This is a genomic window from Planosporangium spinosum (assembly GCF_049999945.1).
Classification (GTDB): domain Bacteria; phylum Actinomycetota; class Actinomycetes; order Mycobacteriales; family Micromonosporaceae; genus Planosporangium; species Planosporangium spinosum.
Genome location: NZ_JBLYUB010000004.1, coordinates 240,472 through 252,742, shown reverse-complemented (window position 1 = coordinate 252,742; position 12,271 = coordinate 240,472). Strand labels below are relative to the sequence as shown.

The following is a 12,271-nucleotide window of genomic DNA, read 5'->3' as shown; positions in this document are numbered from 1 at the left end:
ACCGGAACGAAGTGACATGGATCTGGAGGGTGAGCGGTGAACGTACTGGTCGACCGGTTTGATGTCTTCGCCGGCGGCTTCTGGCTCACCCTCCAGATCTGCATCCTGGCGGGGGTCGGAGCGCTGCTGATCGGCACGCTGATGGCGGTGCTGCGGATCTCGCCGGTACCGCCGCTGCGGGCGGTGGGCACCGCCTACGTGACGGTGTTCCGCAACGTGCCGCTGACGGTCGTGCTGTTCTTCTCCGCGTTCGGGCTGCCCGCCCTGGGCTCCAACGCCCGGTTCCTGGCCATCCCGGGCCTGAGCTCGGTGTTCTCCCGGCTCGGCATGGACCTTCCGTACTTCCGCTTCGCCGTGCTGGGCCTGAGCCTGTACACCGGCGCGTTCGTCTGCGAGGCGTTGCGCAGCGGTGTCAACGCGGTGGCCGCCGGCCAGTCGGAGGCGGCGCGCGCCATCGGGCTGACCTTCACCCAGAACCTGCGGTACGTGATCCTGCCGCAGGCGTGGAAGGCGGCGGTCGTCCCGCTGGGTAGCGTGATCATCGCAATGATCAAGAACTCCGCGCTCGCCGGATTCTTCGGCGTCGTCGGCGACCTCTCGCAGACCGCCGACTCGCTCGTCTCCGCCGAGGGGCTCCCACTGATCCCCGTCTTTATCGGCATCTCGATCGGATACTTGATCATGACGGTTCCGCTCGGCATACTCCTCGACCGCGTCGAACGACGGGTGGTGACCCGGTGACCACGGCCCCGACGACCCCGCAGCCGGCCGCCACGAAGCGCCCGCCGCGCCGCGCGTCCACGCCGCAGGCCAGCGTCCTCTACGACGCACCGGGTCCACGGGCTCGGCGGATCACCCTGGTGACCAGCGTCGTCATCGGCATTTTGATCATCGCCGGCGCCTGGCTCTTCATCATCGAGCCCCTGAACGCGAAGGGGCAGTTCAGCGCGAAGCTGTGGGGGCCACTGCTCGACCCGTCCGACAAGAGCTTCCACCTGCTGTGGCAGCGACTGGGCCAGGGCGCGCAGGCCACCCTGACGGCAGCGGTACTGGCGATCCTCACCTCGCTGATCTTCGGCACCCTCATCGCCGTCCTCCGCATCCAACTCAAGGAGCTCGCGCGGCGCCGCTACGTCGGGCTACCGGCCCCGGTGGCACTGGTCCTGCGCGCGCTGACGTGGGTACTCAACGTCGTGACCCGGGTCTGCGTCGAGATCTTCCGCGGTCTGCCGGTGGTCATCACGATCTTCTTCGTCGGCCGTGGCCTGCCGGCGTGGGGGGTCAACTTCAGCACCCCGCTGTGGTACCTGGTGATCGGCCTGACCATCTACAACATGGTGGTCATCGCCGAGATCCTGCGCTCGGGCATGGAGGGCCTACCCCGGGGTCAGCGGGAGGCGGCCGCCTCGATCGGCCTGACGCCCATGCAGTCCACCCGGCTGGTGCTGCTGCCCCAGGCGTTCCGCATCATGCTGCCAGCGTTGATCAGCCAGCTCGTGGTGGTGCTCAAGGACACCTCGCTGGCGTTCATCATCAGCTACGAGGAACTGCTCAACGTCGCGAAACAGGCAACCCAGCTCCTGCACAACCCGATTCAGCTGTACTTCGTCGTAGGCGTGTTCTTCATCGTGGTCAACTACGCGCTGTCCAAGCTGGCCGGGTACACGCAGCGGCGGCTGAGCCGTCGCGGCCTGTCGGGCCGTGGCCGCGACGACGACCCTGCAACGGCGGAATCGGTGGCGGCACCGGGAAGCACCACCTGACCTGAGGCCGCGTCTCGGCGAGCGGCCGCGATCTCAGACTTCCCGTACGTCGTTCACCCCGGTACGGCGCGGCTCGGTGCCATCCCATCGGTTCTCGTTGCTCAAAAGAGCACCTGCCACAATTGATCTACTTCAATGCGACGACTACTCTCCGAGTGACTGCAGTCACTCACTGGGGAGGAAGCCATGCTGAAACGCGTGCGTACCGTCGTGCTCACCGGCGCCCTGACGCTGGGCGCCATGGGCGTCATCGCCCAGCCCGCGCACGCCGACGAGCCCAACTGCTGGTCAAACCGGGACTGGACCTACAACTGGTCCGCGTACTCGGTGTGCACCAACCGGGCCCACCGGATCATCATCTCGTGCAACACCGCCACGGGAACGCAGTACGCCTACGGTCCCTGGGCGAATCCGAACCAGCGTTCCCAGGCCTGGTGCCCGGGCAACACCAAGAGCATCAACTACTACGGCGCCGACTACCCCGACTGAGCGGCCACGGCTCCGGTTCCTCGCGATCGCGGAGGCTTTTCCGTAATGGAACACGGAAAAGCCTCCGCGATCATTCCGCGAGCCGGTCCGTCAGCGGGCGATCTCGGTGACCCGTGACTCCCGCACCACCGTGACCCGGATCTGACCGGGGTAGGTCAGCTCCTCCTCGATCTGCTTGGCCACGTCCCGGGCCAGTACCGCCGCACCGATGTCGTCGACGTCGTCCGGGCGCACCATGACCCGGATCTCCCGGCCGGCCTGCATCGCGAAGACCTTCTCCACGCCGGCCTTGCCGCCGGCGATCTCCTCGATGCGCTCCAGCCGCTTCACGTACGCCTCGAGGCTCTCCCGCCGGGCGCCCGGCCGGCCGCCGGAGCAGGCGTCCGAGGCCTGGGTCAGGACCGCCTCGATGGTCTGCGGCAGCACCTCGTTGTGGTGCGCCTCGATCGCGTGCACGACGTCCTCGGGCTCGCCGTACTTGCGCGCCAGGTCGGCGCCGATCAGCGCGTGGCTGCCCTCGACCTCGTGGGTCAGCGCCTTGCCGATGTCGTGCAGGAACGCGCAGCGCTTGACCAGCGCCGACTCCAGGCCGAGTTCGGACGCCATGATGCCGGCGATGTGCGCGGTCTCGACCAGGTGCTTGAGGACGTTCTGCCCGTAGCTGGTGCGGTAGCGCAGCCGGCCGAGCAGGGTCACCAGCTGCGGATGCAGGTCGGTGATGCCGACCTCGACCAGCGCGTCCTCCGCGGCCCGCTGGCACAGCCGTTCGACCTCGTGCTTGGCGAGGTCGAACACCTCCTCGATCCGGTGCGGGTGGATCCGGCCGTCGAGGACCAGCTTCTCCAGCGTCAACCGGCCGATCTCCCGGCGTACCGGGTCGAAGCAGGACAGCAGCACGGCTTCCGGGGTGTCGTCGATGATCAGGTTGACCCCGGTCACCGACTCGAACGCCCGGATGTTGCGCCCCTCCCGGCCGATGATCCGGCCCTTCATCTCGTCGCTGGGCAGGTGGAGCACGCTGACCACACTCTCGGCCGTCTGTTCGCTCGCGACCCGCTGAATGGCGTCGACGACGATGTGCCGGGCGCGCTGCTCCGCGGTCGCACGGGCGTCGTGCTCGATGTCGCGGACCAGTAGCGCCGCCTCACGCTTGGCCTGCGCCTCGATCGAGTCGATCAGCTCGGCGCGGGCGGCCTCGACGGTCAGATTGGCGATGCGCTCCAGCTCACGGCGGTGCTTCTCCTCCACCTCGGCCAGGGCGGCCTCCCGGTCGACGAGGACGCCCTCCCGGTCGACCAGCTCCGCCTCGGCGGCGGTGATCCGCCGGTCCCGTTCGGCCAGCCGTTCCGCCTCCTCCGCCAGCAACCGCTCGCGCTCGTCGAGGCGCCGCTGACGCCGTTCGGCGTCCTGCGTCTGCTCCTTGGCGGCGGCGGTGAGCTGGGCGACCTCACGCTCACCGGCCCGCCGGGCAGCGGCGCGTGCCTGCTCGGCATCATGCTCGGCCTGACGGTGCGCCCGTTCGAGCGCCGCGTCGGCCTCGGCGCGGGCAGCGTCGAGAACCCGGCGGGCCTCGGCGCGGGCGGCGCTCGCCTCGGCTTTCGCGGCCGCGGCCTCGGTACGGGCGGCGGCGGCCGCCGCGCGGGCCTGGTCGACCGCCGCGGTCGCCTCCTCCGCGGCGTGACGCAGGGAGGCGAGGGAGTTCTCCTGGCGGTCCTTCTCGGCGAGGTAGACAGCGTCGCCGTCGCCACCTGTGGGCGCCTTCGACCCCTCCTGGAGCCGGCGCATGACCCGCAGGCCGACGACGAGGACGACCACGAGAAGGATGGCAACGATCGCGACCGCGAACGTGAGCGCGATCTCGGCCGGCTGCATGGCCACCCCCTCCCCATCGGCGCCGAATGGACCGGTGCGCCGTCTACCGGTTGAACCGTCTACCGGCAAGGAGATGCCCGGGTCCGCGGCGGGGGCCGAGGTGGAATCCGTCCCGCGGTGCCTGGCTGGCATCGCCGACGGCAAAGGGGCTCGGCGGGCGCCGGTGCGGCCCCACCGGAGCTGCCGGAGCTATCGAGGCCGATAGCCAAAGCGTTGCTGATCTGTAACGCGATCTATGTTGTGCGGTTGAACCCGCGGTGTTGGGCGCTCTCCTCAGTAAGCCGAAGGCTAGGTCTTAGAGGGCGCTTCGGTCAAGAACTCATGATCAGCACCGGATCGGGGCGTAGCGCACGGGTAACTGGCCGGCCATCGAGTGCCCTGGTCATGCCACAGTGCACAGAGATGCCCGGCGATGCCGAAATTCACGCGCGTCCGCGCATCCGCCGCCGACGCCGGAGCGACCCGACAGCCGGGGTCGATCGACTCCCCGGCTCGGCCGCCTCCGCGAGCGCGCCGGAGCCGAACTACCCTCCCGGCTCGATCGCCTGCGCGAGCGCGCCGGAGCCGAACTATTCCCCCGGCTCGGGCGTCTCCGCGAGCGCGTCAGGGTCGATGCCGTCGGCGAACTCCGCGGTCTCCGCCTGCGCCGCCAGCGCGTCCTTGACCACCCGGATCGCGAGGCCCGCCGGGTACCCCTTGCGGGCGAGCATCCCGACCAGCCGGCGGAAGGCCGCATCCGGCGCCGCGCCCCGCTCGACCCGCATGCGGCGAGCCACCAGCGCCCGGGCGGTCTCCTCCTCGGTCTGCGGGTCCAGTTCGTCGAGCGCCTCGCCGACGGCCTCCGCATCCACGCCCTTGCGGCGCAGCTCACCGGCCAGGGCCCGGCGGGCGAGACCTTTGCCGTGGTGACGGCTGGTCACCCAGGCGCGGGCGAATGCCTCGTCGTCGATGATGCCGACCTCGTCGTACCGGTCGAGCACCTGATCGGCGACGTCGTCGGCGATACCGCGACGGCGCAGCGCGGTCGCCAGCTCCGCGCGGGTACGCGGGCGGACGGCCAACTGCCGCAGGCAGATCTCCCGCGCCAGCTCGGCCGGGTTGCGGTCGGGCTCGGCGGCGGACCCGCCGCGCCTTCGAGTGGATCCTTCGGCAGGGGCGTCCCGCTGAGTCTGGTCAGCGGGACCCCCTCGGTGCCGATAGCGACGTCCTGCCACGATCAGGCGGGACTCAGAAGTCCACCGAGACGTCGACGGGGGCGCCGGCCGCGTCGGCCGTTGCCACTCCGACGCCGAGCTTCTCCTTGATCTTCTTCTCGATCTCGGCCGCGACGTCCGGGTTCTCCTTGAGGAAGTTGCGGGCGTTCTCCTTGCCCTGGCCGAGCTGGTCGCCCTCGTACGTGTACCAGGCGCCGGACTTGCGGATGATGTTCTGCTCGACGCCGACGTCGATCAGCGAGCCCTCGCGGGAGATGCCCTTGCCGTACATGATGTCGAACTCGGCCTGCTTGAACGGCGAGGCCACCTTGTTCTTGACGACCTTGACCCGGGTCCGGTTGCCGACGACCTCGGTGCCGTCCTTCAGGCTCTCGATCCGGCGCACGTCCAGCCGCACCGAGGCGTAGAACTTCAGCGCCCGACCACCGGTGGTGGTCTCCGGGCTGCCGAACATGACACCGATCTTCTCGCGCAGCTGGTTGATGAAGATCGCGGTGGTGCCGGAGTTGTTGAGGGCACCGGTGATCTTCCGCAGCGCCTGGCTCATCAGGCGGGCCTGGAGACCGACGTGGCTGTCGCCCATCTCACCCTCGATCTCGGCGCGCGGCACGAGCGCGGCGACCGAGTCGATGACGATGATGTCCAGCGCGCCGGAGCGCACCAGCATGTCGGTGATCTCGAGGGCCTGCTCACCGGTGTCGGGCTGAGACACCAGCAGCGCGTCGGTGTCGACGCCCAGCGCCCGCGCGTACTCGGGGTCGAGCGCGTGCTCGGCGTCGATGAACGCCGCGATGCCACCCTCACGCTGCGCATTGGCGATCGCATGCAGCGCCACGGTGGTCTTACCGCTGGACTCCGGGCCGTAGACCTCGATGACCCGGCCACGCGGCAGGCCACCGATGCCCAGCGCCACGTCGAGGGCGATCGAGCCGGTCGGGATCACCTGCGTCTGGGTGACCGGCCGCTCACCCAGTCGCATAACCGAGCCCTTACCGAATTGCTTGTCGATCTGCGCCAGGGCAAGGCCCAGCGCCTTCTCGCGGTCTGGCATGCCTGCCATGTTTGTCACCCCTGTATTGGCCGTCTTCGCGGATGCGGTCGGTCGCTTCGTCACTCCGGACACGCTAGGCGCTGGGTCCGACAAAAACGCGTCGGCAGGCCGTAGCAGTCAGCACAGTCCGGTCCGTGCCGTTGGCGACAATACCCGTACACGTGTTCGAGACAAGGAGCGACACCCAGGCGGAACCTGCACGGTCAGCGAAATTTTCCCGACATACGGGACGAAACAGGAGACAGCCGGTCAGCGGAGCTTGGGCGGTACCCGGTCGGGGTAGGCCGCGACGACGGCCCGCCAGACCGCGACGGTCTGCTCGCCCGCGGCGAGCGCCTGCTCGATCGTGCGACCACCCAGCTGCGACAGCACCTGGTCGTGGGCGATGCTGCGCGCGTAGCCGGGCCCGAAGGTCTGCTCGAGCCGCTCCCAGAAGTCGGTCAGCCGCACTCTCTAGTTCCTTTCCGATATCGCCACCGCCGGTACGGGCCGCAGCGCCAGGGCCACCAGCGGCACCGCCGCGATGGCCGACAACAGGGTCAGGGTCGGGTACCCCGACCAGGACACGACGAGCCCGGACACGGCGCCGGCGAAGGCCCCGGACAGCCCCATCACCAGGTCCGACAGGCCCTGTACGGCCGGTCGGACCACCGTACCCACCGACTCCGAAAGTAACGTCGAGCCCGCGATCATGGTGCCCGACCAGCCGATGCCGAGCAGCGTCAGCCCCACCCCGAGCCGGGGCGTGTGGTGCCCCGCCGTGCCGGCGACCGCGCACGCCACGAGCAGGACGGCGAGGCCCCCGAGGATCACCGGACGCCGGCCGAGCCGGTCGGTCAGCCAGCCCACCAGGGGCGACAACGCGTACATACCGCCGATGTGCAGGCTCAGTACGACACCGACCACGCGGAGCACGTCACCGTGGACGTACCCACCGATGTGCACCGGGGTCATCGACATGACGCCGACCATGACCAGGTGCCCGACCGCGACAGCCGAGATGCCGAGCCGCGCCTCCGGGACCGACCGGACCGCGCGCACCGCCTCCCGCAGGCCGGCCGCGGGCGGTGTCGGCGGGACCGGCGAGGCCGGCGGTGCCGGCGGGACCGGCGAGGCCGGCGGTGTCGGCGGGACCGGCGAGGCCGGCGCAGCGCCACGGCCCGACCCGCGCGCCACCAGCAGCGGGTCCGGCCGGAGCGCGGCGGCTATCGCGAGCGCGACGACGGTGAACGCGACGGCGCTGACCACGAACGGCCCGGTGTACGCGGGCAGGCCGGACCGGTGGGCGTACCGGTCGGCGAGCGGGGCGAGGTTCGGCCCGGCCACCGAACCGAGGGTGCTGGCCCAGACGATCAACGACAGGTGCCGGGCGCGGTGACCGGGTTCGGCGAGGTCCACGGCGGCGTACCGGGCCTGCAGGTTGGCCGCGCTGCCGCCGCCGAACAGGGCCATCCCGGCGAACAGCAGCGCCACCGAACCGATCGCCGCGGCCGTCACCACGGCCAGCGCCCCGGACACGCCGCAGGCGTACCCGAAGACGAGTCCCGGCCGGCGGCCCCGGCTGCGGATGAGCCGGGTGGCGGGCACCGCGAGCAGCGCACCTCCGACGACGCTGGCGCTGGCGGCGAGGCCGGACACCCCGGCGCCGCCCATCGCCGCGGCGAGCAGCGCGCCGACCGCGATGCCCATCGCCACCCCGCTGCCGCCCACGATCTGGGCCACGAACAGCAGCGACAGGGTGCGGCGTTGGATCCTTGAGACGTCTGTGCTCACCGGCCGAGCGACCGCCCGATGATCTCCTTCATGATCTCGGTGGTCCCGCCGTAGATCGTCTGGACCCGGCTGTCCAGCCACGCCTTGGCGATCGGGTACTCCCGCATGTACCCGTATCCGCCGTGCAGTTGCACGCAGCGGTCGGCGACCTTGTTCTGCAACTCGGTGGTCCACCACTTGGCCTTGGCCGCGTCGACGGCGGTCAGCCGGCCGGCGTTGTACTCGGCGACGCAGTGGTTGACGAACGTGCGGGCGATCGTGACCTCGGTGTCCAGCTCTGCCAGGACGAACCGGCTGTGCTGGAACTCGCCGATCGGGCGGCCGAACGCCTGCCGCTCCCGCGTGTAGTCCACGGTCAGCGCCAGCATCCGCTCGGACGCGGCCACCGCCGCCACGGCGATACTCAGCCGCTCCCGCGGCAGGTTGGCCATGAGGTGGTAGAAGCCGCTGTTCTCGGTACCGATGAGGTTGTCGACCGGCACCCGGCAGTCGTCGAAGAACAGTTCCGCGGTGTCGTTGCCCGAAAGACCCACCTTTTCCAGCCGGCGTCCGCGGGTGAAGCCGGGCGCGCCCCGTTCGACGGCGATCAGGCTCACGCCGTGCGCGCCCCGCGCCGGATCGGTCTTCGCCACGACGATGACCAGGTCGGCGTGCTCGCCGTTGGTGATGAACGTCTTCTGGCCGGTGAGGACATACCCGTCGCCGTCGCGCACCGCGGTGGTGCGCACGCCCGCCAGGTCGGAGCCGGCGCCCGGCTCGGTCATCGCGATCGCCGTGATCAGCTCTCCGGAGCAGAAGCCGGGCAGCCAGCGCTTGCGTTGGTCGGGCGTGGTCAGCCCGGTCAGGTAGGGCGCGACGACGTCGTTGTGCAGCCCGAACCCGAGGCCGGTCAGCCCCGCCGCGGTGATCTCCTCGTCCAGCACCGCGTTGTACCGGAAGTCGCGCTGGCCGCCCCCGCCGTACTCGGGGTCGACGTCCATGCCGAGCAGCCCGGCGGCCCCGGCCTTGCGCCAGACGTCGCGGTCCACGATGCCGGCCCGTTCCCACTCGTCGTGGTGCGGTGCCGCCTCGCGGGCCAGGAACTGCCGGCAGAGCTGCCGGAACTCTTCGTGGTCGGCTTCGTACAGGTGCTGGTGCATGCGTTCCGTCCGGTGGAGAGAAGCGGCCGGCCCGTGGCGGGCGACGCGGGCCGGCCGGATTGTCGCGTGGGTCAGGCCCCCAGCAGGCCGTAGATGCGCTCCGGCGCCTCGGTGACCTCGGCGGGCGCCGGCTTGGCAACCGTCACCTTCGTACCGAAGCCGGAGAACGTCATGTGCTGCGTGACCTCGGTGCCGTTGACGGTCGTGGTGGTGTCCAGGGTGGAAAGGAAGCCGTCGTCGCCGACGGTCGCCTCGAAGGGTACGGCCTTCGCCGAGTCACCCAGGGTCGACCGCAACGTGGAGTTGGCCGCGAACGCGGGCGTCTTCGTATAGTCCAGCGTGCCCCTGTAGTGCTTGTCGGCGACCTTCTCCACGGCGGTGGCCGTCCTGACGGTGTCGTAGACGCCGCCCGGGTCGCCGAGTTGCTGGATGCCCAGCCTGCTGGCGGCGAACTTCGAAGCGTCCAGGTGCAGCCACGTGTCGCCACCGCCGAAGGCGCCGGCACCGGGCATGTCCTTGGGGAACTTCAGGTAGATCTGTCCGTCCACCATGATGGCCTTGATCGACATCACGGCATCCATCGTGAGGGTCCTGTTCGGCGGGTCGGCAGCCCCCTGCATGGTGAGCCCGGCTCCGGTGATCGTGAACGTGTAGCTGGTGGTGCGCAGCTTGTCCGCCGCCGCGACCACCTCGTCCGCGGCGTGCGCCGCCGCCGGCGTGGCCGCCACCGCGCCGCTCGATGCCGACGTGGCCGGGCCTGCCGTGCCGCCGGCCTTGCAACCGGCCGCCAGCAGGGCGCATCCGGCGAGCGCGAGCGCGGCCAGCCCCGTACGAAGCCTCATCGATCCGTCCCCGATCATCACGAGGCGGATCGTAACGCCCGGACGCTACGCCTTCACCAGGCGCTCGGACGCTTTTCGCAGATCGTCGACGAGCCCCCGGTAGGCCGCGTCGCGGTCGTCGGCGCGCAGCACCGCCGAGGGGTGGATGGTGGCGAGCACGAACGCGTCGTCGTGCGCCTCTCCGGCGAAGTCCTCGGGGTGGTAGGCCGACTCCGGCCACGGCATGGGAATCCCCCGCTGCTGCGTCACCCGGAAGGACGGGCCGAGCAGACCCTTGGCCGCGACCGCGCCGAGGGCCACCACGGCGCGCGGGTGCAGCAGGCCGAACTCCGCGACCAACCACGGACGGCAGGCCATGATCTCGGTACGGTTGGGGCTTTCGTGGATGCGCCGCCTACCCGGCGCGGCCGGCTTGTGCTTGAAGTGCTTGACGGCGTTGGTGACGTAGGTACGCGACCGGTCCAGCCCGGCCTCAGCGATCGCCCGGTCGAGCAGCTTGCCGGCGGGGCCGACGAACGGCCTGCCCTCCCGGTCCTCCATGTCGCCGGGCTGCTCGCCGACCATCACCACCTCGGCGTCCGGCGGACCCTCGCCGAACACCGTCCGCGTCGCGTCCCGGTACAGGTCGCAGCCCCGGCAGCCCTGCGCGGCCGCGCGCAGCCGGTCGAGGTCGCCGGTCGCGGGCACGAACGGCGCGGCGGTCGGAACGGTGTCGGCCATTCCTCGGCTGTACCCCTGGGCGGCGACCGCTATGCCATCCCGGCGTCGGGGGCTCCTTCGACGATGGCGGCTAGGCCGACCAGGTGGTCGGGCCAGGGCCGACCGCCCGCGCGACCGCGTCGGCGAGCGCCGGCACCTGCCCCGGCTCCAGCGGGCTGATGGTGATCCGCAACCCGGGCGGCGCCCCGATGCGGAACAGCGAGCCGGGCGCCACCGCGTACCCCTCGTCGCGCAGCCGGGCCAGCGCCGCCGTCTCGTCGACGACCGGTACCCACACGTTGATGCCGGTGCGGCCGCAGGCCGGTACGCCCCGCGCGCGCAGCGCCGCCAGCAGGGCCTGGCGCCGGGCGGCGTAGCTGTCGGCCGCCGCGCGCACCAGGTCGGGTACGGCCGGGTCCTGCCACAGGTCGAGAACCAGGCGCTGGAGCACGGTCGACACCCAACCGCTGCCGAGCCGCATCCGCCCCTCGACCCGTGCGACGGTCACCTCGTCCCCGCCGACCATGGCCAACCGCAGGTCGGGACCGTACGGTTTGGACACCGACCGGATGAAGGCCCAGGAACCGGTCGATCCGACCAGCGGGTGCAGCGGCACCGGGGACAGTTCGGCGGCGTGGTCGTCCTCGATCACCAGGACGTCGCGGTGCCCGCGCAGCAGCGCGCGCAGCGTGGCCGCCCGGGCCCGGCTGACGGCGGCGCCGGTGGGGTTCTGCGCCCGGGCGGTCACGATGACGGCGCGCGCACCGCCGGCCAGGGCGGCGCGCAGCCCCGCCTCGGTGGGTCCGTCGTCGTCGACTCCGACGGGCACCGGGGTGAGCCCGAGCGCGGCGACCAGGTCGAGCAGGTTGGCCCACCCCGGGTCCTCGACCGCGACCCGGTCACCCGGCCGCAGGTGGGCGGTCAGGACGCGTTCGACGGCGTCGAGGGCGCCGCCGGTGAGGGTCAGCGCGGGCGGCCGGACCGGGGCGAGCCGCTCGCGGGCCAGGTCGAGCAGGTCGGGCAGCGGGCCGGCGGCCGCGTACCCGACCGGGTCGCCGCCGAGCCGGCGCAGCGCGTCGCCGAGGTGCGGCAGCAGGCGCGGATCCGGGTCGCCCGTGGACAGGTCGAGCGTGCCCGACGGCACGGGCAGCCGCCGGGCCTGCCGGGGTTGCAGCGGTGGCCGGGCCCGGACCCGGGTGCCGGCCCGCCCGGCGGTGGAGACCACGCCGCGCTCGCGCAGCGTGCGGTACGCGGCGGCGACGGTGGCGGGGCTGACACCGAGCGTCGCGGCGAGGCCGCGGACCGGCGGGAGCACCGCACCCGCGGCCAGTTCGCCGTCACGCACGCCCGTCTCGACGCTGGCGGAGATCTCCGCCGACGTTGATCCAGTGACCTGATAATGTACTGGCACAGCTTCAAGATTGTACTA

Annotated in this window: 12 protein-coding genes; 3 read left to right on the top strand and 9 right to left on the bottom strand. The window is 71.3% G+C overall.

From position 1 onward, the window contains the following. The first annotated feature begins 36 nt into the window (after positions 1 to 36). The 3 genes from ACNTMW_RS07875 to ACNTMW_RS07865 all read left to right on the top strand — a co-directional run bounded on the left by ACNTMW_RS07875 (position 37) and on the right by ACNTMW_RS07865 (position 2,252). Entirely contained in the window at positions 37 to 741 is a 705-nt protein-coding gene (locus ACNTMW_RS07875; RefSeq protein ID WP_426632743.1) for an amino acid ABC transporter permease, read from the top strand. Positions 742 to 851: 110 nt separating this feature from the next. After that, complete coding sequence (locus ACNTMW_RS07870; protein WP_426632860.1) at positions 852 to 1,763, top strand: amino acid ABC transporter permease; 912 nt, start codon at positions 852 to 854, stop codon at positions 1,761 to 1,763. Positions 1,764 to 1,949: 186 nt separating this feature from the next. Next, positions 1,950 to 2,252 carry a hypothetical protein gene (locus ACNTMW_RS07865; protein ID WP_426632742.1) on the top strand — a complete coding sequence of 101 codons (303 nt, stop codon included), beginning with the start codon at positions 1,950 to 1,952 and terminating at the stop codon, positions 2,250 to 2,252. Positions 2,253 to 2,342: 90 nt separating this feature from the next. Here the strand turns inward: ACNTMW_RS07865 and rny are convergent, their stop codons facing one another. The 9 genes from rny to ACNTMW_RS07820 form a co-directional block, all read right to left on the bottom strand. Beyond that, entirely contained in the window at positions 2,343 to 4,124 is a 1,782-nt protein-coding gene (gene rny / locus ACNTMW_RS07860; protein ID WP_426632859.1) for a ribonuclease Y, read from the bottom strand. A 569-nt stretch (positions 4,125 to 4,693) separates the two neighbouring features. After that, entirely contained in the window at positions 4,694 to 5,338 is a 645-nt protein-coding gene (locus tag ACNTMW_RS07855) for a regulatory protein RecX (protein WP_426632741.1), read from the bottom strand. Positions 5,339 to 5,351: 13 nt separating this feature from the next. Then, positions 5,352 to 6,398, bottom strand: a complete 1,047-nt coding sequence (recA, locus tag ACNTMW_RS07850; RefSeq protein ID WP_426632740.1) for a recombinase RecA — start codon at positions 6,396 to 6,398, stop codon at positions 5,352 to 5,354. Positions 6,399 to 6,638: 240 nt separating this feature from the next. Further along, complete coding sequence (locus tag ACNTMW_RS07845; protein ID WP_426632739.1) at positions 6,639 to 6,839, bottom strand: DUF3046 domain-containing protein; 201 nt, start codon at positions 6,837 to 6,839, stop codon at positions 6,639 to 6,641. Between the two features lie 3 nt (positions 6,840 to 6,842). Next, the gene (locus ACNTMW_RS07840; protein ID WP_426632738.1) at positions 6,843 to 8,162 is read right to left on the bottom strand and encodes an MFS transporter; all 1,320 of its coding nucleotides are present in this window, start codon (positions 8,160 to 8,162) and stop codon (positions 6,843 to 6,845) included. Then, positions 8,159 to 9,301, bottom strand: coding sequence for an acyl-CoA dehydrogenase family protein (locus ACNTMW_RS07835; protein WP_426632737.1), 1,143 nt, complete (start codon positions 9,299 to 9,301; stop codon positions 8,159 to 8,161). The genes ACNTMW_RS07840 and ACNTMW_RS07835 overlap by 4 nt, the downstream gene beginning before the upstream one ends. A 71-nt stretch (positions 9,302 to 9,372) precedes the next feature. Then, a complete protein-coding gene (locus ACNTMW_RS07830; RefSeq protein WP_426632736.1) occupies positions 9,373 to 10,143 on the bottom strand; it encodes a hypothetical protein in 771 nt (256 codons plus the stop codon). Positions 10,144 to 10,188: 45 nt separating this feature from the next. Continuing rightward, positions 10,189 to 10,863: a UdgX family uracil-DNA binding protein gene (locus ACNTMW_RS07825; RefSeq protein ID WP_426632735.1), complete on the bottom strand. Its 675-nt coding sequence runs from the start codon at positions 10,861 to 10,863 to the stop codon at positions 10,189 to 10,191. Between the two features lie 70 nt (positions 10,864 to 10,933). Continuing rightward, on the bottom strand, positions 10,934 to 12,253 hold the full coding sequence (locus ACNTMW_RS07820; protein ID WP_426632734.1) for an aminotransferase class I/II-fold pyridoxal phosphate-dependent enzyme: 1,320 nt from the start codon (positions 12,251 to 12,253) through the stop codon (positions 10,934 to 10,936). Between the last annotated feature and the right edge of the window lie 18 nt (positions 12,254 to 12,271).